This window comes from Vibrio sp. 10N.261.52.C11 (assembly GCF_041471405.1).
Taxonomy (GTDB): Bacteria; Pseudomonadota; Gammaproteobacteria; order Enterobacterales; family Vibrionaceae; genus Vibrio; species Vibrio crassostreae_C.
This window is the reverse complement of the sequence record NZ_JBFROI010000011.1, coordinates 222416-247598: the sequence shown is the minus strand read 5'-3', so window position 1 is coordinate 247598 and position 25183 is coordinate 222416. Positions and strand designations below refer to the sequence as shown.

Here is a 25183-nt window from a genome sequence, read left to right as displayed (position 1 = left end):
ACCTTAAAACTTAATATTGAAATCTCGCTGTATTCAATAAATGGATCACAACATAAAAGGACTTGCAGACATGAGTGAGAGTAAAACAGAAATACTCAACCAAGATGCGAACAACGGAATTTTAGAGAAGTTTTTTAAAATTAAGGCCCACGGAAGTAGCGTAAAAAATGAGTTAGTCGGTGGTGTCACTACCTTCGCAACCATGGCTTACATCATCTTCGTGAACCCACAAATCATGGCCGCTTCAGGCATGGATTCAGGCGCGGTATTCGTCGCGACCTGTATTGGTGCTGCGATCGGTTGTTTGTTAATGGGGCTATTTGCGAATTGGCCTGTCGGACTTGCGCCGGGCATGGGCTTGAACGCCTTCTTCTCGTTCACAGTAGTAAGCGAAATGGGTTACAGCTGGGAAGTGGCACTGGGTGCGGTGTTTATCTCCGGTATCTTGTTTGTCGGGATGAGTTTTTACAAAGTCCGCCAATGGATCATCGAGAGTATTCCAGAGAGCTTGCGCTATTCCATGACTGCAGGTGTTGGTTTGTTCTTAGGTCTGATTGGCTTAAAAACAGCGGGTATCGTCGTCGAAAACCCAGCAACTTTGGTTTCATTGGGTGACTTCACCAAACCAGAAGCTCTACTGGCTGCTATTGCATTCTTGATCATTGCGGTTCTGAGTGAACGTAAAGTGTTTGGTGCGGTACTTATCGGTATTTTGAGTGTCACTCTGGTCGGCATGATGCTTGGCTTAGTTCACTACGATGGCTTCTTCGCTGCACCACCAAGCTTAGCGCCTACGTTCCTAAAAATGGACATTATGGGCGCTCTCGATGTTTCAATGATCAGCGTTATCTTGGCTTTCCTTTTTGTAAACATGTTCGATACCGCGGGTACTTTGATGGGCGTGGCTGAGCGTGCAAACCTAACTAACCCTGAAACGGGAAAAATTGAAGGCCTGAGCAAAGCGCTCAAAGCCGACAGTATCTCAAGTGTGGCAGGTGCGTGTGTGGGTTGTCCGCCAGTAACCAGTTACGTAGAAAGTGCAGCGGGCGTTGCAGCAGGCGCACGAACAGGCCTATCTGCGATTGTGGTTGGTGTGTTGTTCTTAGCGGCAATTTTCCTATCTCCACTTGCTGGCATGATCCCAGCTTACGCAACCTCTGGCGCTCTGATTTATGTGGCGTTCGTGATGATGAGCAGCATGCAGCACGTGGATTGGAAAGACTTCACCAACGGTGCTCCAGCCGCGATTACCGCACTAATGATGCCACTGACCTTCTCTATCGCGAACGGTATCGCATTGGGTTTCATTACCTACACAGTGCTTAAGTTGGCGACAGGTAAAACCAAAGATGTGTCTATCTCGATGTACTTCCTAGCGGCTATCTTCATCGCCAAGCTAGTGTTCATCGGTTAACCCTAAAGCTCCTGAGCAGTCATTTCTTGATTGCTCACAACGTTGCTTGGCTGGTTCGCAAGCCAAGCAACAACATGATTTTTAAGAAAGCTAATTGCATTGATGACGAGAGAGCAGAAACCCTACCGATTCAGTGCACTTTTTTATGACCCTACGCAGTTTGTAGAAGTCATTATTTGACCGCCAATCGCCTGTAAACGGAAACGCAGGCAGAGGAATATCAAATGAAACTTCTGTACACCCTTAATGAAAGACCGCCCCATGGGCTAACCCTTCTACTTGCTTTACAACACATGCTCGCCTCGATTGGTGGCATCGTCGCTGTCCCGCTTATTGTCGGTGCTTCTATCGGCCTACCTAACACAGAGATCGTTTCACTGATCAATGCGGCGCTATTGGCTTCTGGTATTGTGACTGTCGCGCAATGTCTCGGTTTTGGCCCTGTTGGTATTCGACTGCCTGTTGTAATGGGCTCAAGCTTTGCCTTTTTAGGTGTGGCTATTTCCATCGGTAACGAAGGTGGTGTCGCCGCTATCATGGGCTCAGCACTTATCGGCTCATTCGTGGTAATTGGTGCCAGCTTCTACATGGACAAGGTTCGCAAGCTGTTCCCGACCGTGGTAAGTGGTGTGGTGGTTACCCTAATCGGCTTAACCATTTTACCGGTTGCCATGAACTGGGTTGGCGATTCTCCTGCCAACACGGAACAATTCGCCACTCTACCTAAACTGTTTCTCGCACTGGTCTCTTTGGGGATAGTGATTGGCGTATCGGTTTACTGTAAAGGCGCGGTTGCGGCCTCCGCTATCGTGATTGGCCTAGCAGGCGGTTACATTGTGGCGCTGTCACTCGGCATGGTCGACCTTGAACAAATTAGCTCTGCAGCTTGGGTCGGTGGTCCAGAACCTTTCAAATACGGCTTTACCTTTTCTGCCAGTGCCATCATCAGCATGAGCTTGGTGTACATCGTAGTTATCGCCGAAGCAACCGGTGACTTCATGGCGCTTGGCAATAACTGTCAAACCCAAGTCAGCGGTAAAGATCTAAAACGTGGACTGCTAGGCGATGGCCTTGGCAGCACGCTTTCTTCCATACTCACAGCGATGCCACTAGCATCATTTAGCCAAAACGTTGGTATTGTTGGCATCACTGGTGTAGCAAGTCGCTATGTAGTGGCTGCAACAGGTGGCTTTCTGATTTTAGGTGGATTATTCCCGAAATTGGCCGCTATTGCCGTCACGATTCCGAAACCCGTATTAGGCGGCGTCGGCTTTGTGATGTTCGGAATGATTGCTTACGCGGGTATCCGCATGTTGATCAAGGCCGCAGACACCAAGCGAAATGCCTTGGTAATCTGTGTGGGTTTGGCATCTGGTTTGGCCGTTACCTTCGAACCAAGACTGCTACAACACTTGCCACATGATTTGGCGAACTTCCTTCACTCGGGCATTACCACAGGCACCATCATGACGGTTGTTCTTAACCTTGTATTGCCTAAATCTTCACGCGCAGAAGAACAAGAAGCCTTAGCCGAAAGCCAAGCGCAAGTAGAGCTAGAAATGAAAGAACAGGCTGAAGAAGAGCTACACTCAGGCGAGCAATTAGAGATTCAACAAGCAAGTACAGAAGCAGACGTTCAAGCGGCATCAGAAAATCCTGATCCAAAAACGAACTAGCTGATTCTCGAACTAACGGGTTCACTGACTAACGTAAAACCGATTTCCGTAGGATCAGGGCTGATTACAACATCGAACGTTTTAACGCCCTGATTCGAATTTATCTTTCAACAGCAAATACCAATAAAGACCCTCTTCCCTGAAAAGGCTGAGATGGCTAAGGACTACTATGAATGGAAACCATCTGGATTAAGAATCCTCTCGCAATCTACACTGGCTCACTGGCTGATGCAGAAGGCGGCATTGTCATTAAAGGTAATAAGATCATTGAATTGGTTGGTAAACACAAAGAACCAACCTTACCCGTAGATTACAGCGTCGACGCCTCTCGTCATGTTGTGACTCCTGGGCTTATCAATGCGCACCACCACTTCTATCAAACCCTAACGCGTGCCTACCCCGGCGCACTCAATAAAGAACTCTTCCATTGGCTACAAAGCCTCTATCCAGTTTGGGCCAACCTCGATTCGGAGATGATGAGCCTTGCCACAGAGTTAGCTCTGGTTGAATTAATGATGTCGGGCTGTACCACAGCGTCAGACCATCATTACTTGCTGCCAAACGGGCTAGAGCACGCCATCGATTTACAAGTTGAGGCCGCAGAGAAACTAGGTGTAAGAGCGATATTTACGCGCGGCTCCATGAGCCTTGGGGAAGATGAAGGTGGGCTACCTCCACGACACACCATTCAAACCGAACAAACCATTATCGATGACAGCCAACGCTTGATCCGCGATTACCACCAGCGTGATGAAGGGGCGATGATTCAAATCGCACTCGCACCTTGTTCGCCGTTCTCAGTCACCACCGATCTAATGAAAGAGACCGCTAAGATCAGTGAGCGTGAGAACGTGATGATGCACACTCACCTATGCGAAACGCTCGATGAAGAGGACTTCTGTATCGAGAAGTTCGGTCTACGCCCTGTCGATTACCTAGAAGATGTGGGCTGGCTGAATGAACGCACTTGGATCGCTCATGGTATTCACTTCAATCCAGAAGAGATCAAACGTTTGGGTAAAGCAGGCATTGGTATCAGTCACTGCCCAACTTCCAATATGATGTTGGCTTCCGGTATTTGTAAAAACAACGATCTAGAAGCAGCAGGCGTAAAAGTCGGGCTAGGTGTGGATGGTTCGGCCTCAAACGACGGCTCTAATATGATTGCCGAAGTGCGCATGGCGATGTATCTACAACGCCTGCAATATGGTTCCGCCAACGTTTCACACTTTGATGCATTGCGCTGGGCGACATCCGGTTCTGCCGCGGCAATGGGCAGAACCGACATTGGTACACTAGAGGTCGGTAAACAAGCCGACATCGCGATGTTCAAGCTCGATGACATTCGTTTCTCTGGCAGCCACGACCCACTGGCAGCACTACTACTCTGCGGCGCTCAACAAGCGGATAAAGTGATGGTAGCCGGAAAATGGCGAGTTAATGATGGCGCTGTGATTGGCGTAGACATGGAACAACTAATGCACCGCCACCATGCAGCTGCAATGAAGCTAGGTAAACTGGCGATGAATAACAACTAACTAAGACACTTGTCCATCAAACACTGCAAGCAGAAGTGAGTGGTTTTGATGGGCAAACACCCAGAACATCCTAAAGATTCGAAAATATCGCAAACATTCTAAAACCCCATGAACATGATGTCCTCTCAACCTACGTATCCATCTATTTCCTTAAATAATTCCAGCCTTAATAAATCCAAAACAATGTTATTAATTAAAGAGAATCTAATTTAACTTCATCTAATATAATTGCCACTAATAAAACACTCGCTAATAAAAAGCCACTAACAGAAACTTTCCTTAATATAAAACTTGAACATTATCTGGCACAGATCAAATTTAAAACGCTCGTTCTATTTATATATTCATCAAATTAATCAACAGATTTAGTAATAATGGGAATTATGAGGATAATTATACTTTTATCACTTATCGCATTTATGAATAGAATAAAAACCTCTCGAGGCCTTTCTATACCTAGCCTGACAAAAGACACAAGAGTAGTGACTTAAATATCATTAAATCCAATAGAACAACAATCAATCAATATGAATCTAAATATGTGATCTAAATATAACTTTTCATTATAAATCTACTATAGATTGACCAAATCTTATAAAAACAAAAAACACATTAAAGGGGTCGATTTTAAAAACAAAAAAATAATTACAAAAATAACAATATAAAACTATTCAATAACCCGTCATAAATATTTAAATAATGCCATCGAATGGTAGGGGGATTATTGTCTTTGTAAAAAGCTAATAACAAATCTAACAGGGCTAAACGATGAAAAAAATCACTAAAACACTCGTACTATCTTCGATTTCAATCGGGCTACTTTCTTCTTTTGCTTTCACTTCTCAAGCAGCGCCAGTTCAAATTAACCAAGCTTCAGCTGAACAAAACATACCTCAAGTCACCTACGATACGATAATTGGTGAGAATGGCGTCTTTATTGATTTAGATACCGACAACTTTATTCTCAAACAGCAAGAGTGGTATCAGATCCAAGCCTATGTCGAAGGTGCTTTAGCACTGCCCGTGACAGAAGCCAGTATGAAGTCGACTTTAAGTATTCCTAACGACATTCCTTTCTCTAATTTTCAAGCACTGGTCGAGCAATACTCAAACATTCACGATACTGCCTTTTATTGGAAAAAAGACCTTTACCCAAGCATCGTTGGCCTTTCATTAAGCTTGGCCAATTACGCACAAATTAAAGACTACATGCTCACCCCTTTGAGCGATGCTTTGAATGAAATGTTGGCCAAAGCATTCTCGCCCCTGCCGGAAGATATTGAAGCAGTAGAACGCAACAGAAAAATGGCGATTGCTTACCTAAAAAGCCTGCAGAACTTTTCCATGAAATACCAACAAGAAGTATCTGACGTTGGCGGAAATCTATTGGAATTTTCAGCCACACTGGACACGCAAAAATTGCAGCTAGATGTGTTGGAAGGTACCCATAACGGTTATCTAAGCGATGATGGCAGTGCGCTTCAGCAACGAGTGAATGACATCAATGCACGTATCACTCAACTCAACAAAGATTACACTCACTACGTTACTGTCGCCTCTACCGCAGTGACTTATGCTTGGTTCCCTCTGGTTGCAGGGCCAATTATGGGCGTCTACGGCGATAAAGCAGAAAAAGCACGCAAACTTCGCAACGAATTACAAAACGAAGTAAAAGAGCTTCAAGAGCAGTTAACTTACACGCAAAAGATATATAACTCTTATCATCGCTCTTCGGAGAGCATCGATATGATTTCTCAGCAAATTGAAAATGCGATTCCACATATTAATAAGCTGAAACTGAATTGGCAGAAAATGAATGCCGACTTCACTTCACTGCTCGTTGCACTAGAACAAGCTCAAGATAATGCCGATATCATGAGAGACGATACCATGCTTGGTGCGATAGGCGCTCTTGCGAATACAACAGTTGCAGAAAGTAACTGGAGTAATATTAGTGAAAAAGCAAAAGCGTTCGCAAACAATGCGTACATTCAAGAAATGGAATAGTCCCTATACCTATCGAAAAGTAGCGCGACAGATAAAATCGACGCTATATACAGAAACGCTATACACAGCAACGAAACTGCTAAAAATATAACAAGATAGCCAAATTACCTTCCGAATAAGAAGCCGCACCTTAAGCAAACTAAGGTGGCGGCTTCTGATACCCAAAATTTGGTGACTACTAATTTCGACAGGACATAAATATGAGACTTCTACCTATTATTATTTCTCTTTCATTTTCTCCACAGGCTTTTTCTAGCGACTGGCTTGAACTGAACAATTTACCCAATTCAACCGAATACCCAACCTGGGTTCAATCTGCCTATTCCGATGTTGGCGTACTATCGCGTTCAACATCCGATTTACACATCAACCTAAGTGACTGGATTGCAGAGCAGAACCTCTATGTCACTAAGCCTTCAAAAGTTGTCATTTTTGCAGATACGATTGAGGTTCCAGAAAACTTCAACTTGCTCGTAAATAACCAAAACATCCTGATTTTTGCGCGTAAAATTGTTGGCCAAGGCACGCCGACATTTGTGCTAGGACAACAAGGCTCTGCTGCCTCAATTTCTGTGATTGCGGGCGAGATAGAGACACCGATTAATGTGCTCGCTTTCCAAAGCGATGGCAGCATTACACGAGACGCTCTAACAGGAAAAACGGGCGATGGTGAATCTGTAGTCTTAGCAGGAGAGCACTACCGAAGAACCACCATTGACTCGAACATCACTGGGCAAATGAAATTGGCTTCTGAGCCTTTTACAGACATTGTTAATCGTTCTTTTGATATGGCCGCCAGCTTATACGATACCAACCCAGAACTTAGCCTCGACCTCATCAACTGGGTTGAACAGAGCTTACGTTACTCAGGTTCAGTGGTAGAAGACGATCCAATCCTTTCAGACCTTTACTTGCAAACGGTCGCGTTCAAGCAGTTCATTAGCTTCAGTACCAAAGAGAGCCACTACGTACCTTATCTCGACAAAGTACTTTACCAAGACAAGTACGAAGCGTACCTGAATGCGATGGTTGCGTATCAAGCTCAGTGGGACATTATTCAAGACAGAAGCACCGTCATTGAAGACAAGATTGAAGCGGCTAAGTTGGCACTCGCTAACATCGAAGACGTTCTTAGAGCACAAACTTCAATCATCACACAAACCCAGTCCAACATAGACAAGATAGGCGATAGCCTGACCGAAGTAGATAGCCAATACAAAGCTCAGGAGTTAGTGACTCTCGATGCAAGAACGACTTATCTAGTTGGCGTAGAGAATTGGAAAACCCAGCAGCAACTCAACGCAGCTTTGGCGATTTTCAAAGCAATAGCCGAGATTGGCAGTGCAGTGAGTGGCGTGTTCACAGGCAACCTTTCAGGGGTCAATGACCTAACCGAGCAATTGGCTAAAACCCCAGAAGCATTAGAAAAAGCGAAAAACCTCGTCACCAATATCAAGTCTGTCACGGGCATTATTGATAGCGTCACTAAAACGATTTCTGGTATCTCTCAGCTCACCGCGGATATTAAATCAACCATCAAGTTCCAGAAGATATCGGAAGCGATGGATGGCTTTAACTTCAATATCCCAACCATCAATGAAAGCAATCTAGCGTGGGATCTGATGATCACCGAGATCCGCAGCAACTTAAGATATGCCGATAGCTTAGGAATTAAAGGGACAAGACAGTACTTACTAGAGCTAGAGAAACAGGTGCTTCTGGGTAAGGCAATTAACATCACCCAGCTTAACTTTGCTCAGGAACAAGCAAAACTGGTCGACTTACTGTTAACCAATAACGTAACCATCAATCAACAGCAAAGACTGAATGATGCAATTGGGGGTTACCAGGTAGACACCGACAGCTTCGATTCGATTGAACGTGAACTATCAAGAGTGTTGATGCACTTCAAACGTCCGATGTACGTTGCTTTATCTAACTATGTTCAGGCATACGAATATTGGGCATTGAAGCCAAGCGAGATCACGCCTTCTCTCAACAAAAGCTACTTGGACTACCAATTTGATTTGGCGTCCATCGAAAGTGAGTATGTGAATGCTCTGTCTTCTTTCCAACCCGCGCCACAAGATTTCACCATCGATAACTACACCATTTCCAGCCAAGAACAACTCGAAAGCTTTGCAACAACCGGACAGCTCAACTTCTCTATTCCATTAGAGCAAGTCCAACTCTGTTCATTTGACCGCGTTAGGCTATCCACGGTACGAGTGTTCTTAGAGGGTGAAAACTTACCTTATGGCAAGCAACTCAACCTGCGTGTCTCCAGTTCAGGCAACTATGCCGATCGATACGAAAATCAAGATTACCAGTTCAGCTCTAACCCCGTTTCACGCGCGTTCTACTATCGCCTAGATGATCCAACCACCAACGACATCAGCATCATTAGCGATGGCGCCGTAGCGAATGAGTTCGAATACGCGTACTTCCAGCCCACCCCATTCACTTCATGGAATGTCACGCTTAACAACTTTGATAAAACCGAGCAAGCGAACAACCAGTACCTAAAAGATATCGAACAGATTCGCGTCGAATTCTTAGGTAGCGGTATTCCTAATGGCAATAGTTGCTCTAATTAGTTAAGTGCTACTTTAATTAATCAAGATCTTCTCTAACTAACCAAGTGCAACCTCAATTAACCAAGTTTTGCTGTCATCCAAAGAACTGAGGTTCAAGGAGTAAGGTTCTGGAGAGAGTTCGTAACAAAAAAGGCCGACATGATGTCGGCCTTGTTAACTTGACTAGATAGATCGAGTAATAACAACTCGGCACTGAACAGCTAGCCAGATTTCGACTTAGTTGTACGCTCGAGCAAGTATTCCCTGTCCCTGATATTCATACATTCCAGCATCGTTACTGATGAACACTGACTCACCTGAACTCAGCATTAATTTGTGCTCTTTAGTTGAAATCGTTACCTCACCACCGATACAAAATAAAATCTCTGCGCTCCGTAGATACTGTTGGCTGATCTCTTCGCTCACTGACAAGATGTCGAAGCCGAAATCATCAACAGGTATAGGGAAGCTCAACTTGTCTTCTTTCTCGATAGGTTTCAGTTTGATGCCTTCGATATCCGTCGTTTCAAAACACGTATTATCAATCAATTCAGGTACATCGATAAACTTAGGAGTGAGACCTGCACGTAACACATTATCTGAGTTCGCCATAATCTCTAGCCCAGTGCCTTCGATATAAGCATGCGGGGTTTCGGCATGCAAAAACATTGCTTCACCCGGTGCAAGCTCGATTGTGTTCAACATGAGTGGCGAAAACAAACCAATATCATCGACATAATGCTGTTCAAAGCCTTTGCTGTACTGTAATGCTTCACGCCCCATAGCAGTCTTCGGTCTACGTTCATAAGCTGAATACAACTGCTCTAACGCTAACTTTTTTCGCTCACCTTCAAGTGTCATCACCGAGGTAAAAAACACTTTCAAGCCTTCGCTGTTGGGATTAATTGCTAGTGCTGATATTTCAATATCCAGTGCGCTAATTTCTGCTTCTTTAAACAGCTCTATAATTTGCTGAATAGGCCTAAAACCATTCATAGCTTTGTAGAAAGTCAGCGCATAAACCAGCTCAGGTTTATGGTTAGGATCTTTGTAGTTTCGATTCGATGCATCCAAACTAATGCCTAGCTTATTCTCTCGTTCAAAACCAAGCTGGGCCTTTTTCTTACTTGGGTGTACTTGTATCGATAGAGGGGTTTCTGCCGCAAGAACTTTAAACAAATAAGGTAGCTCGCCGAACCTTGCTTCCGTGTATTCCCCAAACATTCCCTTGCTGTCTTGGCTTAAAACCTCCGATAGCAACTGGCCTGTATCAGCAACTCTTGAGCAGCCTCTAGGGTGAGCCCCCATCCAAATCTCAGCTTGAGGCTCGGCGTTAGGGTTTTGAATATCAAACAGTTCAGAAATAGACTGCTTGCTTCCCCACGGGTAATGTTGAATAACATTATCTAATTTAAATAAAGACATAGATATTTCTTTGTATCACTTGCAAGTAATCAAACATAGTCAACTACTTAGCATTAATCATTGACGCGCCCAGCTTGAGGGTAGCAGCGATATTTCTAGACGTTCGAGTCACGTTCATACTCGCCTCTTGAAGCACTTGTTCAAGACTTTGCGGTGAGCGAACGGAGGCAAAAGCACTGTCGATTGTGGCGTATAAATCATCGATTTCAGAACCTAAAGAACCTGCAATTCCAATCACTGGAATCGACTTCGCCTTAGCTCGCTTAGCAATGCCAAATGGCGCTTTACCTTGCAGGGTTTGGTTATCCATTTGACCTTCGCCCGTAATCACCAGATCTGCCTGTTCTAGAACCTTATTTGCGTCTAACGCATCTAAAATCATCTCAATTCCAGGCTTAATTTGAACATCAAATAACAAGGAGACACCCAAAGGGGTGCCACCCGCCGCTCCGAACCCAGCGCTAGAACAACGGTCGACACCAGTTATTGAGTAAGCAACGTTGGCAAAATTAGATAAACAACGCTCTAATTCAGCAATCAAACTTGAAGACGCTCCTTTTTGAGGACCAAACACCTCACTAGCTCCATTAACCCCAACAAGTGGGTTCGCAACATCGCATGCCACTATGAATTCCACTTGCTTACAACGGGGGTGAACACCAGACAAATCGATGCGGGCAAGATTAGAAAGCGCAGCACCGCCTTTTTGTAATTCGTTACCTTCGCGATCCAGTAGCTTTCCACCTAAGGCCTGTACGATACCAGCCCCACCATCGTTGGTTGCACTACCACCTAGGCCAAGCATTATTTTGCTCACCCCTAGATCTAATGCTTCACATATTAGCTCGCCAGTACCATAGGTAGTGGTCGCTGCAGGGTTACGTTGAGAAACATCAAGCAGATCTAAGCCTGATGCCGCCGCCACTTCAATTAAGGCAGTACTGCCGTCATCAAGTAGCGCCCATTGAGCCGTCACACCACAGTCGAGTGAATATAACTTTAGCGGCCCGGTCACAGGCGAAAGTCGTATCTCGCCCTCTAAACCTTGCATCAATATGTCAACCGTTCCCTCACCACCGTCGGCGAGAGGGAGGTGTACGTATTCAGCTTGTGGAAATACTTGAACAAAACCTTGTTCAATGCATTCACAGACCTGCTTAGCTGTCAGTGACTCTTTAAATGAGTCAGGAGCAATCACTATTTTCATCGAAGATATTCACTCTAAAGCAGTAAGAACAAAAACGCTGATATGACCAGACCAATACCCAAAACTACTGGGTAGGCGATTTGACTAATGTCCTTCGCCATTTCCGGCTCTTCTTGCTTCTGAGACTCAGAGTCTGACTTTGTTTCACTGTGAGTATTACTCGCGTCTTGAGAACAGTCGTCTTCTGAACCGAGCAACTTCATAATCTGTTGAGTCGAATTCGCGGCTAGTAACTCATCTCTGAAATCATCATCAACAAGAGAGGAGGTTAACGTAGTCAGTACTTCCATATGCGTTGAGCCAGCCTCAGCTGGCGGTATGGCAATCAAGAAGACCATATTTACTGGCTCATCACCATCAATGCCTTGCCACATCAACTCGTCTTTCACAAAAGCACAAGCAAAAGTAGGTTCAATAACCGCAGCGGACTTACCATGAGGCACTGCTAAATACTCACCGAGCGCCGTTGGGCCCTCGCTCTCTCGAAGCATTACTGCATCTAAAAACTGTTGTTTATTGGTTAACTTACCTGCTTGGTCAATTTTATCAGTCAGTGCTTCAATCGCTGCGAATCGATCGTTAAATACCGCATCTAATAGAATCAAGTTTTCAGATGTTAGGTTAGATAGTTTCATGCGCTATTCCTTATGACTCTTTAGCCAAACAAATTGATACGGTTTCAATGTAAAGACACTTGTTAACTGCTCACGACTAATCAAGTCATAACCACCAGCATCAAGGCAAATCTCTTGCGGCGCCTCACTTAAGTTCAAAACGAAACGAATGGATTCATCTCCTTCGCCGCGCTGTAATGCAAACACCTTGTCACCGAGTGACAGAACTTTTTGGTTCGCAAGTGGGGAAAATGCAGGTTGAGTTTTACGCAACCTCACCAACTCAACCATTTGGCTGTAAACTTGTTGGCGCAGTGAACCGGCTTCTGCTAACTCCGCCTCCAACTCATCTAAATCGAACTTCTCACGATTGATTCTGCGGTTAATACCTGATTCAACCATTCCGTTAATATCATTCTCACTACCCAATAAACTGTGGTAGTAAATGGCAGGTACACCAATAAATGACAGCAAGATAGATTGAGCCGCCAAAAATTTTCTCGCTTTGTCATCATCACTATCGGAAGCTTCAGTTAACGCACTTAAATAATTGATATTCAATTCATAAGGAGACTGAGAGCCATCACTATTGTTTTTATAGTTTACGCGGCCACCTTTACGCTCAACCTGTTCACACATCAACAAGCGATCTTCGTTGGTCAGAATCCCTTCCGTTGGGCGAACACCGACACCGTCATGACTCGCAAGGAAGTTAAAGTAAGTTGTCTTATTCCCTTGCTGCAGTGAGGCCATGGCTTCTTCGGTTAGGCCTTTCGCCCATTCGGTCAATACAGAGCTGTTTTGACTCATGAAAGCATGCAGAGTCAAAGGAGGAAGCGGAAATTGGTACACCATGTGCGCTTCATTGCCTTGCCCAAAGTAAGAAATATTTTCTTTGTGTGGCACATTCGTTTCAGTGATCAATAACGCGCCGGGAACCGTCTCATCAAAGATGATTCGCCATAGCTGGATAATCTGATGCGCTTCCGGCAAATGAATACACGTGGTATTTAACACTTTCCAAATAAAGCCAATGGCATCTAGGCGTATTGAACGGCCACCGTTTGCTGCATACATCAATAAAATATCGATACTTTCTAGCAACACTTTCGGGCTGCGGAAGTTAATGTCAATTTGGTCTTCAGAGAAGGTAGTCCACACATGAGATGTCTCACCCGAAGCCTTACTAAACGGTGTCAGGAGCGGTAAAGCGCGGGGGCGCGTAACACTCGAGTAGTCCAGGCTTGGGTCAGACTCAACAAAGTAATCTTGGTATTGCACATCGCCCGCTAGGTAACTTTGAAACCAATCACTGCTTTTTGAGATGTGATTGATCACGCAGTCGTACATCAAATCAAAGTTCTCAGACAAGGCATTGAGGTGTTCCCAGTCGCCCAATTTCTCATCAACTTTTCGATAATCAACCACACTAAAGCCGTCATCAGAGGTGTACGGAAACATAGGTAGAATATGGATGTTGCTGATTGAGTCTTTTAAATACTTATCAGCAAAAACCTTCATGCTACTCAACGTTTTTTCATCGTTACGAGCAAAGCTGTCACCGTAAGTAATCAAGTAAGATGTATGTTCATTCACCCACGGTGCGTATTGCGGAGCGCTTGGTTTCCATTTCTCAATTAAGACTAAGATCTCTTTAGTAATTGAATTTGCATGCTCTTTGCCATAAATATCAGCAACTTTATTGAAAATCATTTGTTCAATCATGTTCTTAATCCTTATCGAGCAACGTTAAACGTTACGCGTACATCAATACTGTTGTTGGGCTTAACAACACAACTCTGTCCACCAGTATCGATTCCAGAACCTGTGTACAATTTTGGCTGTTCTCGGTAATCCACCAACTCTATTTGTTTGAATTGCCCAAACGCATTTAAATCAAGGTCGACTTCCGAATCCGTAGGATTAAATAATCGGATAATCACTGCTTCTTTTTTATAAAAGGAGTGACCAATACTCGATAACTCTAATGCTTGAGTCATCGACAACAGGCTAAACGAGGCCAAACGGTCACGTGCGTCGAACCGCACTTGGAAACGCTCTAATCGATTCTCAAAACTGTTCAGTGTTTGTTTTTGGTAGCTAAACGGCACATCGAGATATTGGCGCTCTAGCTTACGCACCGTGCTGTGGTGCGCATCTTCAGTAAGAGCGAGAGCAAAACTAAATTGCATGGATTTTTGTAATTGAGCATCCGGTGTATGAACAACCGTATTATTGATGCCAGAAGCTCGGCCAGGTCGCCACGCTAGATCATCTTTTCCAAGTACACCCGTTGATTTAAATAGAGTGAGCGCAATCTTGTCTGAGTGCTCCCCTTTAATAACTTGGAACTCTTTAAGGCCGCTGCCATTAATGACTAGCGCTTTGTTTTCGTCGGATAGTGCTACGGAACCATCAGTGGTTTCTACATCAATTGGGCACTCACGGAAGCTTTTCTCCCAACCAGAAATCGATGGTTCGACAGGTCGCTCCATCAAAGCGAATGGCTGAGTACTGATCGAAGTGTTGGTCTGAACATCAGAATTGACCAAGACACGCACTCGATGATCTTTTGCTTGGTTAACCGTGACAATGCTTACAAAGAGTTGCTGGTTTTCTTTGCAAAGCGTTAACCTCACATCAAACAACGCTTGGTGATCATTTTGATTCGCGACGCGGGCATCAAGATCAACAGGGATGTCTAATGTTGCTCGTACCTTCATCACTTGTTCGGTGTCACCAATCTGCGTCTCAATAAGTTCAATCGTTTGGTTATAAAGTGGTGTATCACCTCTTAGTGGCGAGAAATCATAAGAGTCACCGTCGTCCGCCTGCTCCTCAAACGTGAGAAGTTGAGGAATAACACGGTTGGTATTTTTGTCGACTAATTGAAGTTGACTCCCCTCACACGTCAACATAAGAGAACCGTTCTCTATCGACGTTTGATCTCGTACTTCAACTTTGCGGTTGCTTTGATTGCTTCCCTGAACCTCAAATACCTGATATCCCATAGCAGGTAAATCATTCACCGAAATGTTTAACTCAAAACGGTAGTAAGGCGGCACGGATACTTCTTTCTCACCATCTTTAGTGACCTCAATGACCTTGCCACCATCTAAAGTTTCACGTTTGATCACTTCGATTGCGCACTCTTGTTCACCATCGGTAATGGCGATGTTCTCATGCGAACTGAATACAACCGCTTTAACGAACCCCGTGTATGGTTGAAGTTGTCCGTTGAACAACATCAACTCGTCATCGTGACAACTGCTCGCAATCTCTTTGATCACTAAGTTATATAAGCCGTGACAGATTTCTTGAGCCTGTTTGAGGCGGTGCATGATATCGGCGTTAGTCGCATCACTGTTACAACCACCAATGCTATCGTGCGCGTGGCATTCAAGAATCTTCTTCCACGCGATATCAATCAGCTCTGTGTGTACCGTGATGCCTTGCGCTTTAGCTATAGCAACAACCACTTCAAGCTTCTTAATTAGGAACTGCTCAATATCAAAGTTAAGCTTCTTGATGTCGTATCGAACGGATCCAATCGTCTTGTGAATTCGAGCATAGCGCGGGGCTTTAAATTCACCGTCGTAAGTTTCGAAACTATCACTGTTAGCTCGCAGTACATCGACGAATGCTTCCATCGATGAGATTGCGTATACGTCGTTGTCTGGAGAGCGCTGCGTTGCTGCCTGTAACGTTTTTGGAAGCTCAGGATCAATATTGACTTGGTCACCACCCGATGGGATCAGCACTTCATTCAAACCAGAAAGTGATTTGATTTTCTCAACCATTGGGAAGATTTTTTTGTCTAAATGCTTCGATGTTGCAACCATATTCTTCGCAGCACCATAACCGTGTACCAAGTTATAAGCATAAATTTCATCACCACCAGCCGAGCGCCAGTTAAAGTTCGAACGCTCTACTTGTTGGTCGTAGTCAATGCCTCGCCAAAAGATGATGTTATCAATACCGATGCCTTTAAATAACGTTGGCATTTGCGCGTTGTGTCCAAAGGTATCAGGCAAGTAGCCAACCTTCATGCTGTGCCCTAAGCTTTCGGCAATGTGCATACCGTATTTCAGATTACGGATAATCGATTCACCAGCGACGTTGTAAGTATCCGTTTGGGTATACCAAGGACCAATGAATAGTTTCTTATCCACGACCAACTGTGCCAAGCGCTCACGCATGTGTGGTAGGACTTTAAGGTAATCCTCAACAATTGAAGACTGACCATCTAGGTGATAACAGCTGTATTCTGGCTGATCTTCTAGCGTTTCAATCACTTTAGTAAAGTTGTATGCAGCTAAGACGTCACTGTCTTGTTGAGTAAAATACCACTCACGATCCCAGTGTGTATGCGGAATTACATGAATTTTAGTCATTGATTTATCTCGACTTGTCTTAATTTGAATAAAGGAGAAGTACTTACTCCCCCTCTTTAATTTTGAATAATGAAGCTACCTACTTAGGCATTGCTCGGCTGAGGTTTAGTACACAGCAAGAGTGCTATCGCTATAAACCCTGAACCAACGAACACAGATAATGTGTAGCTAATTGGGTCTGAAGACAGGAACCACCCCCAAACAGCGGGTAGAGGCAAGCTTTGGAAGACATTAAGAACCACAGCTAATTGAGTACCTATAACTGAGCCAAGGATCATGATTGGAATCATCTTAGGATTCTTAAGAATGAACGGAATTGCACCTTCTGAAATACCGATCATGCCAAGCATTAAAGAAGTTTTACCTACGGTTTGTTCTTCTGGAGTAAACACACGTTTGCGGAATTTTCCATCTAACATCGCCGCTAAGCCAACTCCGATAGGTGGAATCACGATACCCAGTTCACGCGCTATTAGGTCAAAGCCTTCACTCATACCATTGAGGCCTAGTGCAACCGAACCAGCAGCTTTGTTTATCGGACCACCTAAATCAAATGCCGTTCCGGCAGCTATCACCATTGAGTAGATACCTCGGCCTGCGTCACCAGCTTCAGTAAAGAAATGGACCATTGCGAGATTAAGTGCACCAAAGAATGGGTTAATCGCGTACTCCATCGTTAACACCATGACCACGCCCGTCACTGCAGGCACTAACAGCATAGTTTTCAACGTTGTAAGATCGGTTCTTACCCGAATAACATCATTTAGATAGCGAACCAAATAGCCGACGATGAAGCCAATCGCTATCGCGCCAAAGAAGCCCGAGGGAGCCCAGCCTTCCAAGTCGAAAAATCGTTTGTACGGCTCGTCTGTCATCAAACCGCCAATGAAGGCGGGAATCAGGGCTGGTTTACCCGCAATCGAATAGGCTAAGTAACCAGCAAAAATTGGGTACATAAACTTGATCGTCATAAAACCAAGCTTATCCAGTGTCTCAATTGGCGTACCCGAGATATCAACAAACTCGCCAGTAATTTTCGCCACGGCCATCAGCAAGCCACCCAATACCACCACAGGTAACATGTAGCTGATACCTGTCATAATGTGACCTATCGCAACTTGGTAAGCCGATCGTTTCTCATCATGAATCTCAACGTCCACATCCGATTTCTCTTTACCACGTAAGAAAACGGTAGGAAGTAAATCGTCGACACGCTTAATGAGCTCTTGAGTACGAACTTGAAGTGGGTTCGCATTGTCAAAACGCTCCATATCCATAATTGGCACATCTACCGCTAATACAACACCGTCGGCAGTGGCGATATCATGTGCCGTTAGCTTGTTCTTAACACCATCGCTACCTTGAGTTTCAACCTTAACTTCATAGCCTTGCTTCTCAGCCCAACTCTGAATTTTTTTAGCTGCCATGAAAGTATGTGCAATGCCTGTAGGGCAGGCGGTCACTGCAACCAGTTTTTTCTTAGCCATGGTTTAGTACCTTGTAATTATCAACTGCAGCCAGTATATGAAGCTGGAATGTATGACGACACAGTTTCGTGGTACAAGTGACGTATCACGATACATCTGTGATTGAAGTCATGGTATTTTTCTCGTTTTCCCGCGTAATATTGATAGCCTATTCAATAATAGCTGAGAGCAATGAACACATTTCAAGGTATAGAACGTGCGATTTATGAATACTTGATCAGCCACGCCAGTGAACTTCAAGATATTTCCGCCAAAACCATTGCAAATAAAGCCTTAACGACCACAACTTCGGTTAACCGTGTCTGTAAAAAGATGGGCTACGCAAGCTATACGGAGCTACGTTACAAGTTAGCAAGCGAACTAAGACAACAAGTAACTGAACCGTCGAATGAAACGAATCTGCAACAGATTATTGGTGTAGCCAATACACTCAAGTCGTCACCAGTGGTGTATTTATACTCACGTGGCGCGTCCATCGTGAGTGTTAGCTATCTTTCTCGATTTCTGTCGTTAGCCAATGTGCCTCACCTGGTGATCACAGACATCCATCAACTGACTCGAGCTGAGCTCGGTACCCTGCTGCTTATCAGTAAATCTGGCGAGACTAACGCTGTGATTGAAATGGCACAAAATGCAAAACGAAAAGGGCTCAAGGTGCTAGGGATAAGCCACAATGGATCAACGCTCGACCAAGTTTGCCACTTAAACGTCGCGCTGGATGAGCAGGTAGATGGTATTTCTTTGTATGGTAGGGAGTCTCAGATACACACATTGCAAATCATCGACCAAATAGGTAAAGAACTGCTGACTTTTTAATATCAATCTTTCAGTTCTCCCAAACAAAAAAAGAGCAGCTCAATGGCTGCTCTTTTAGATTCCACACATACCCAAGAATCGACATATGCTCATGGGCATTGTTTGTTCAAGGACATAGCTTGTTCTAGAACGGGCTAAATTAAAGGTTCATGACAAACCCTAGACGCACCGCATAGTCGTTTTCTCGATTACCATTAGAGTCCACGTAAGTTTCATCGACAGAGACAAGCTCCATGTATGGTGTCCAAGTTTCATTAATCTGGTAGTTAACCATTATCGTGTGTTCCCAATAATCGTCACGACCCGTACCTTGATCGACACCGTCTTGATAACGATAACGAGGGTTATACATTAAACCTACGTCACCAAAGCTTTTTGATAGCCAGATATCAAACTGATTAGAGGCGCCACGAGCCGTGCCGCTGCCATCTAAATAGTCTTTACCATTCGCATCGTTAGACCAGTTGTAACGGTAACGACCAGTTAAAGACACGCCATTTTCGAAGCTTGTTCCCAACTTTAGATATGGGCGATATTCCGTCCAATTTGGAGCGGTGACCGTCACCAGACCAGGGGCCCAATACCACTGTTCATTAATTTGGAATTTGTAAGTTGCTTCAAATTCTTGAGCGGCTGCTTTTAGACCATTTTTATCTTCATCGTTTGAATCATTACCGGCAAAGTAACCATCATTATGTATCTGAGCAGCCTCCGCACTAAAGTAGAAACCTGTATCAAAAGTATGCATGAATTTGACACGGCTATCACGAATATCAGATGCCGTGTTATGACCAAAACGCACATCTAACTTGGTTTCTCCGGCAAAAGTGGGCATTGAAGAAAGAGCAATAAGAGTAGAACAAAGTAGGACTTGGGTTTTCATTTTCAACCTTTATATTTTATTAGAGGGACGAGCTTTTACGTCGCCGCCACTATAAAACTGAGGTATTCAATGAGTAAAAAGTATTGTGGTACATTCGATGTATCACGGTTCAACTTGAAGATTGGTCACATTCAAAACCAGTATCCAAACGGGCTTTAGCCGTAAACCGTGAGCAATTTTTTCGAATAATAGATAATAGAACAAACTAGAACGTAGCCACCTGTCAGTTCTGAGTAAGCAAAACCGACAGGTAACATTGAACGTTAAATGAGCCTAATCCATCAAGCTCTTCGACTTAATCGCCTTCTTAGAAAGCTCTTTGGCAAAGGCTTTGATATCTGTTTCAAACTCATCGACGCTTTGGCGGATTTCATCCAGTTGAACGGTTTGCATTAAACGGTTTTCCATTACGATTTGGCCGTTCACAATCGTCGTGTCGATGTTGCTTGGGTTCGCTTGGTAAACCAAGGTCGCGTAAGGGTCGTAATTTGGCATCATGTTCGCTGATGTTGTCTCTACAATCACGATGTCTGCCTTCTTACCCGCTTCAAGAGAACCGATTTGATCTTCCATGTGTAGGGCTTTCGCGCCACCTAATGTCGCCATCTCGATAACTTGCTCAGGAATCATGATAGTGCGGTCAGAATGCTTTAAACGTTGCATGTTCGCTGCGTAGCTTAATGTGCGCATGATATCGACTTGGTTAGAGCTCATTGGGCCATCTGTTCCTAAGCCTACTCGCATGTCAGCACGGTACATATCCCATGCTGGTGCGATGCCAGTTGCACCTTTAGCGTTCGCCATTGGGTTGTATGAGATCCCTGCGTCAGCTTGCTTTAGAAGCTTTTGATCGTTCTCCGAAAGATGGATACCGTGAGCAATGACTACGCGCTCGTCCAGCACACCAATTTCATCCATGTATTCGACTGGCGATGTTGCCTTAGTTTCATCTTTGATGCGTTTCTCTTCATTTGGGAATTCAGCAACGTGAATCAGCACCGGCACATCGTATTGAGCAGACAGCTTGTTGATTTCTTGCAGCTTATCTTTGCTCACGGTGTACACCGCATGTGGCGCATAAGCAGGCGTGATTAGCTCATCGTTTTTGTATTGTTCGATAAAGCCTTTGGCGTATTCAATGCCGCCGTAAGGTTCTTTGGCATCGACCACTGGGAACTTAATCACGGTTTCGCCGAGCACAGCGCGTAAGCCGACTTCTTTGGTCGCCTTGGCCATTTCATCCATGTGGTAATACATATCGGCATAAGTGGTTACACCGCTTTGTGCTAGTTCGATAGAGCCAAGCTTGGTTGCGTTGTAAATCAGTTCACGGCTTAGCTTTTCGGCTTCTAGAGGGAAGAAGTAAGCGAACAGACGATTCGAAATACCCTCTTCCCCTAAGCCACGAAACGCGATCATCGGTAAATGGTTGTGCGCGTTCACCATACCCGGCATGACGATTCCATCTTGAGCATCAATCACTTTTTCTGCGCGATATTGAGTCATTAAATCCTCGGTACCGACTGCGATGATCTGGTCGTTTTTCACTACAACAACACCATCTTCAATCACATCCATTTCTGAATTGATGGTGAGAACCTGTCCGTTGGTGATGATCAGATCAGCGTTGTATGTTTGCGTCGCGACCGTTGAACCGCAACCTGCAAGCAGAACTGCGCTGATGGTGCATGCCAAGCTTTTAAGCGTCATTGCTAAACCTTAATGTTGTGCGTGTAATATTGTTAGCGGCTTCATCTATAAGTTTCCAGCTTTTCGCTTTTCGCTTTTCGCTTTTCAGAAGAGTAAGTGCCGCCAATTTTCGCGATACTATAACCTGTCATTTAAATAAAATGGCATACCTAATCGAACCGAATTCAAGATAAATGAGTTATTGCACAACAGGTCACAAAAGAGGTTCTGTGCTTATAGTCACTCACACACCTAGATAAACGTTCAAACAACATTAGCTTTTCACACCACAGCCTTTAATCACTAACTGTGTGATGAACTGAGCGGCATCGGCATAGTCTTTATCATCGAGTTGGTCCTTCTGCATCACGCTGCAAATCTGCCAGCCAAAATCGGCGTAGGTTTGAGTTGCCGCCCAGATGGTAAACATCAGGTGATGAGCGGGAACATCGTCCATTAGGCCCTGCGCCGACCATGTCGAGAACTTATCAAGAATCATCTGGGATTGCTTATACAGCTCGTCACCAATCTCTTTCGGCAATACTTTAGCGCCAGACATCACTTCATTGGCAAATACCTTAGAGGCATGTGGATGATCGCGAGAAATGATCAGCTTGGTTTGAATATATTGAGACAAGGCTTCAACAGGATCGCTGAGCTCTTCAATCGGACGAGACGCTTCTAGTAAAGGCTGAGTGACGGTTTCAAGCACAGCGTTGTAGAGCTTATCTTTTGAGCTGAAATAATAGAATACGTTAGGCTTGGGAATGTCGGCCGCTTTCGCGATATCGGCCATTTTTGTTGCAGCATAACCATGAGTGGCGAATTGTTCACACGCGACTTCGATGATTAAATCTTGATTCTTTTGTCTGATCCTAGACATATTGCATCCTTTACAGCTCGTTACTAAAATCATAGTAATCAACGTGCTTCATTAGTCCAGAAGATAATTTCAGAACTCAAGGTCACCGCATTGATAACAATAAAATGGCCGCTCTATTTGTTAAGAAGCGACCATTCCATACTGTGTTTTTGAACTGTTCAAATTAAAGAATCAATATCGCGCGGAAGTCATTCACATTGGTCAGCGTCGGCCCCGTGGTAAGAAGCACATCGACTTGTTCGAAGAAATCGTAACTGTTATTCGCATCGAGGTAATCTTGCGCTTTAAGCGACAGGCTCGAACCTTGTTGCCATGTTTGAGGTGTGATCCACGCGCCCGCATTGTCTTCCACGCCATCAATCCCGTCGGTATCAGCAGCCAATGCAAATATGTTGTCTTGGCCTTTGAGCTCGTTATATAGGCTCAACAAGAACTCACAATTACGCCCACCGCGACCCTTGCCTTTAACGGTTACTGTGGTTTCGCCACCGGAAAGTATCACGCAAGGCGTCTCAAATGGGTGCTTATGATTGGCGACTTGCTTAGCCAGCGCAGCGTGAACTTTCGCGACATCTCGCGCTTCTCCCTCTATACAATCACTCAACACATAAGCAGGAATACCCAATCCTTCAGCCTCTGCCGCAGCAGATTCCAATGCCGACATCGGGGTGGCGATAATATGGTGCTCGGCGTTTTTCCAACATACGTCATCTGGCTTTACGGTTTCTGACTCTGGATTATTTAGCCATTCAAATGCCGAGTGTGGTGTTTCTATTTGATAACGTTCTAAAATGGCCATCGCATCAAAACGCGTGGTGGTGTCGGGTACGGTTGGGCCCGATGCAATCACACTGATGCCATCGCCCGGCACATCTGAAATAGCTAAAGAGACCACTCTTGCTGGGTAAGCAGCCTTTGCTAGTCGCCCACCTTTGATTGACGATAAATGCTTGCGCACACAGTTCATCTCATCAATGGCGGCGCCTGATTTAAGCAACGCCTTATTGATTTGTTGCTTCTCTGCTAGGCTGATGTCACCACCGGGCAAACTTAGCAAAGCAGAGCCACCGCCTGACAGTAGGCAAATAACCGTGTCGTCAGCACTCAAACTACTCACCAATTGCAGCATACGTTGGCTTACCTCTAAGCCCATCGCATCTGGTACTGGATGCGCCGCTTCAATCACCTCAATGTGTTCGCAAGGTGCGGTGTGCTCATAACGAGTCACCACTAAGCCTTCAAGATCACGCAGTGCGAGATCTTGCTGTTTCTTTGACTGCCAAACCGCTTCAAGCTCTGCGGCCATCGACGCGGCTGCTTTTCCTGCTCCTATCACCACAGTACGCCCGGCTTGATTAGCAGAGCGATAAAAAATGTCTTGAGCAAGAAAAGGTTCGATGTGATTTTTAGGTAGCGCCTGATTAACAGCACTTGAGAAAAGGGTTTGCAGAAACTGCTTAGCATCAATGTCCATCATCCACTCCTTAGTTGACGGAGAAAAAAAGAACCCCGATACAAGGCCAAAGGGTGCCTGCTAAGATCAAGTTGGAAAGGAACAACTTCAACCTTTGCCTCGTATCAGGAACGCGTATAAAAGGAGACGAAACTACGCGATTTATAAACAAACTGTTGGGCTACGCATCGATAGCAGCCCTAATTAATTAACGAATCGAGTGGTCAGAACGTTTCTCAATCGCTTGGATAAGCGCAGAGTGGTCCCAACCTTCACCGCCCATTTCGGCGCACTCGCCAAATAGCTCTTGAGCGTTAGCCGTATTCGGTAGTGCGACACCTAATTCTTGTGCGCCCGTTAGCGCAAGATTCAGGTCTTTCTGGTGAAGCGAGATTCTAAATCCAGGATCAAATGTACCTTCAACCATGCGCTCGCCATGCACTTCCAAGATCTTAGAGTTAGCAAAGCCACCTAATAGCGCCTGACGTACGCGTGCTGGATCAGCACCTGCTTTCGAAGCAAATACTAACGCCTCAGACACGGCTTCGATATTCAGAGCAACGATGATTTGGTTTGCGACCTTACAGGTTTGACCCGCACCGTTGTCGCCTACTAGCGTGATGTTCTTACCCATGATTTCGAACAGAGGTCGTGCTTTATCAAAGGCGTCTTGCTCACCGCCCACCATGATAGTCAGCGCTGCATTAATAGCGCCTACTTCGCCACCTGATACCGGTGCATCAAGGTATGAAGCACCACCTTCATTGATTCGCGCTGCAATTGCTTTGGTCGCGATTGGCGAGATCGAACTCATGTCGATAACCAGTTTTCCAGCTGCACCGCCCGCAGTTAGACCTTTCTCGACGCCGTTGTCACCAAACAGGACATCTTCAACTTGTGGTGTATTCGGCACCATTAAGATAACGATATCTGCTGCTTCAGCCGCTTCAGCTGGTGAATGACAGACCGTTGCGCCCGCTGCCACAAGGTCGGCAGGTGCTGCATTAAAGTGATCCGACAGAATCAAATCGTGACCTGCTTTTTGAAGGTTACTCGCCATAGGTTTACCCATGATGCCAGTTCCGATAAATGCAATTTTAGACATGTTGTTCTCCTTAACG

Annotated in this window: 17 protein-coding genes; 6 read left to right on the top strand and 11 right to left on the bottom strand. The window is 44.9% G+C overall.

The window, feature by feature from the left end; all coding sequences use genetic code 11:
• Nucleotides 1-70: 70 nt before the first annotated feature.
• The 5 genes from AB4323_RS04640 (at nucleotide 71) to AB4323_RS04620 (ending at nucleotide 9232) form a co-directional block, all read left to right on the top strand.
• A complete protein-coding gene (locus AB4323_RS04640; RefSeq protein ID WP_372151758.1) occupies nucleotides 71-1414 on the top strand; it encodes an NCS2 family permease in 1344 nt (447 codons plus the stop codon).
• 224 nt (nucleotides 1415-1638) lie between these two features.
• The gene (locus tag AB4323_RS04635) at nucleotides 1639-3090 is read left to right on the top strand and encodes a nucleobase:cation symporter-2 family protein (protein ID WP_372151756.1); all 1452 of its coding nucleotides are present in this window, start codon (nucleotides 1639-1641) and stop codon (nucleotides 3088-3090) included.
• Between the two features lie 173 nt (nucleotides 3091-3263).
• Nucleotides 3264-4628, top strand: a complete 1365-nt coding sequence (locus tag AB4323_RS04630; protein WP_372151754.1) for an 8-oxoguanine deaminase — start codon at nucleotides 3264-3266, stop codon at nucleotides 4626-4628.
• Between the two features lie 768 nt (nucleotides 4629-5396).
• A complete protein-coding gene (locus AB4323_RS04625) occupies nucleotides 5397-6635 on the top strand; it encodes an alpha-xenorhabdolysin family binary toxin subunit A (RefSeq protein WP_372151752.1) in 1239 nt (412 codons plus the stop codon).
• Between the two features lie 200 nt (nucleotides 6636-6835).
• On the top strand, nucleotides 6836-9232 hold the full coding sequence (locus tag AB4323_RS04620; RefSeq protein WP_372151750.1) for a hypothetical protein: 2397 nt from the start codon (nucleotides 6836-6838) through the stop codon (nucleotides 9230-9232).
• 216 nt (nucleotides 9233-9448) lie between these two features.
• Here the strand turns inward: AB4323_RS04620 and manA are convergent, their stop codons facing one another.
• From manA to AB4323_RS04590, 6 genes are all read right to left on the bottom strand, one after another.
• Nucleotides 9449-10636, bottom strand: coding sequence for a mannose-6-phosphate isomerase, class I (gene manA, locus AB4323_RS04615; RefSeq protein WP_108093588.1), 1188 nt, complete (start codon nucleotides 10634-10636; stop codon nucleotides 9449-9451).
• Nucleotides 10637-10679: 43 nt separating this feature from the next.
• A complete protein-coding gene (locus tag AB4323_RS04610) occupies nucleotides 10680-11843 on the bottom strand; it encodes a glycerate kinase (protein WP_136978293.1) in 1164 nt (387 codons plus the stop codon).
• A 14-nt stretch (nucleotides 11844-11857) separates the two neighbouring features.
• Nucleotides 11858-12478 (bottom strand): fructose PTS transporter subunit IIA, encoded by a 621-nt coding sequence (locus AB4323_RS04605; RefSeq protein ID WP_108093586.1) that lies wholly within the window; start codon nucleotides 12476-12478, stop codon nucleotides 11858-11860.
• A gap of 3 nt (nucleotides 12479-12481) precedes the next feature.
• Nucleotides 12482-14182: an alpha-amylase family glycosyl hydrolase gene (locus AB4323_RS04600; RefSeq protein WP_108167323.1), complete on the bottom strand. Its 1701-nt coding sequence runs from the start codon at nucleotides 14180-14182 to the stop codon at nucleotides 12482-12484.
• Nucleotides 14183-14193: 11 nt separating this feature from the next.
• On the bottom strand, nucleotides 14194-16851 hold the full coding sequence (locus AB4323_RS04595; RefSeq protein ID WP_372151748.1) for a glycoside hydrolase family 38 C-terminal domain-containing protein: 2658 nt from the start codon (nucleotides 16849-16851) through the stop codon (nucleotides 14194-14196).
• A gap of 83 nt (nucleotides 16852-16934) precedes the next feature.
• Nucleotides 16935-18338 (bottom strand): PTS fructose transporter subunit IIC, encoded by a 1404-nt coding sequence (locus tag AB4323_RS04590; protein WP_017089726.1) that lies wholly within the window; start codon nucleotides 18336-18338, stop codon nucleotides 16935-16937.
• A 171-nt stretch (nucleotides 18339-18509) separates the two neighbouring features.
• Between AB4323_RS04590 and AB4323_RS04585 the strand changes: the two genes are divergently transcribed.
• Nucleotides 18510-19154, top strand: coding sequence for a MurR/RpiR family transcriptional regulator (locus AB4323_RS04585; protein WP_108093583.1), 645 nt, complete (start codon nucleotides 18510-18512; stop codon nucleotides 19152-19154).
• A gap of 139 nt (nucleotides 19155-19293) precedes the next feature.
• Here the strand turns inward: AB4323_RS04585 and AB4323_RS04580 are convergent, their stop codons facing one another.
• From AB4323_RS04580 to AB4323_RS04560, 5 genes are all read right to left on the bottom strand, one after another.
• The gene (locus AB4323_RS04580) at nucleotides 19294-20037 is read right to left on the bottom strand and encodes an oligogalacturonate-specific porin KdgM family protein (RefSeq protein WP_372151746.1); all 744 of its coding nucleotides are present in this window, start codon (nucleotides 20035-20037) and stop codon (nucleotides 19294-19296) included.
• A 273-nt stretch (nucleotides 20038-20310) separates the two neighbouring features.
• Nucleotides 20311-21747: an amidohydrolase gene (locus AB4323_RS04575; RefSeq protein WP_372151745.1), complete on the bottom strand. Its 1437-nt coding sequence runs from the start codon at nucleotides 21745-21747 to the stop codon at nucleotides 20311-20313.
• Between the two features lie 253 nt (nucleotides 21748-22000).
• Nucleotides 22001-22609: a TetR/AcrR family transcriptional regulator gene (locus AB4323_RS04570; RefSeq protein WP_102332259.1), complete on the bottom strand. Its 609-nt coding sequence runs from the start codon at nucleotides 22607-22609 to the stop codon at nucleotides 22001-22003.
• Nucleotides 22610-22772: 163 nt separating this feature from the next.
• Nucleotides 22773-24083: a glycerate kinase gene (locus AB4323_RS04565; protein WP_372151743.1), complete on the bottom strand. Its 1311-nt coding sequence runs from the start codon at nucleotides 24081-24083 to the stop codon at nucleotides 22773-22775.
• 187 nt (nucleotides 24084-24270) lie between these two features.
• Entirely contained in the window at nucleotides 24271-25167 is an 897-nt protein-coding gene (locus tag AB4323_RS04560) for a 2-hydroxy-3-oxopropionate reductase (protein WP_017076971.1), read from the bottom strand.
• Nucleotides 25168-25183 lie beyond the last annotated feature (16 nt).

Excerpts from the sequence above, each read along its gene's own strand:
- AB4323_RS04640 (WP_372151758.1), top strand. The coding sequence starts at position 71 with ATGAGTGAGAGTAAAACAGAAATACTCAACCAAGATGCGAACAACGGA.
- AB4323_RS04635 (WP_372151756.1), top strand. The coding sequence starts at position 1,639 with ATGAAACTTCTGTACACCCTTAATGAAAGACCGCCCCATGGGCTAACC.
- AB4323_RS04630 (WP_372151754.1), top strand. The coding sequence starts at position 3,264 with ATGGAAACCATCTGGATTAAGAATCCTCTCGCAATCTACACTGGCTCA.
- AB4323_RS04625 (WP_372151752.1), top strand. The coding sequence starts at position 5,397 with ATGAAAAAAATCACTAAAACACTCGTACTATCTTCGATTTCAATCGGG.
- AB4323_RS04620 (WP_372151750.1), top strand. The coding sequence starts at position 6,836 with ATGAGACTTCTACCTATTATTATTTCTCTTTCATTTTCTCCACAGGCT.
- manA (WP_108093588.1), bottom strand. The coding sequence starts at position 10,636 with ATGTCTTTATTTAAATTAGATAATGTTATTCAACATTACCCGTGGGGA.
- AB4323_RS04610 (WP_136978293.1), bottom strand. The coding sequence starts at position 11,843 with ATGAAAATAGTGATTGCTCCTGACTCATTTAAAGAGTCACTGACAGCT.
- AB4323_RS04605 (WP_108093586.1), bottom strand. The coding sequence starts at position 12,478 with ATGAAACTATCTAACCTAACATCTGAAAACTTGATTCTATTAGATGCG.
- AB4323_RS04600 (WP_108167323.1), bottom strand. The coding sequence starts at position 14,182 with ATGATTGAACAAATGATTTTCAATAAAGTTGCTGATATTTATGGCAAA.
- AB4323_RS04595 (WP_372151748.1), bottom strand. The coding sequence starts at position 16,851 with ATGACTAAAATTCATGTAATTCCGCATACACACTGGGATCGTGAGTGG.
- AB4323_RS04590 (WP_017089726.1), bottom strand. The coding sequence starts at position 18,338 with ATGGCTAAGAAAAAACTGGTTGCAGTGACCGCCTGCCCTACAGGCATT.
- AB4323_RS04585 (WP_108093583.1), top strand. The coding sequence starts at position 18,510 with ATGAACACATTTCAAGGTATAGAACGTGCGATTTATGAATACTTGATC.
- AB4323_RS04580 (WP_372151746.1), bottom strand. The coding sequence starts at position 20,037 with ATGAAAACCCAAGTCCTACTTTGTTCTACTCTTATTGCTCTTTCTTCA.
- AB4323_RS04575 (WP_372151745.1), bottom strand. The coding sequence starts at position 21,747 with ATGACGCTTAAAAGCTTGGCATGCACCATCAGCGCAGTTCTGCTTGCA.
- AB4323_RS04570 (WP_102332259.1), bottom strand. The coding sequence starts at position 22,609 with ATGTCTAGGATCAGACAAAAGAATCAAGATTTAATCATCGAAGTCGCG.
- AB4323_RS04565 (WP_372151743.1), bottom strand. The coding sequence starts at position 24,083 with ATGGACATTGATGCTAAGCAGTTTCTGCAAACCCTTTTCTCAAGTGCT.
- AB4323_RS04560 (WP_017076971.1), bottom strand. The coding sequence starts at position 25,167 with ATGTCTAAAATTGCATTTATCGGAACTGGCATCATGGGTAAACCTATG.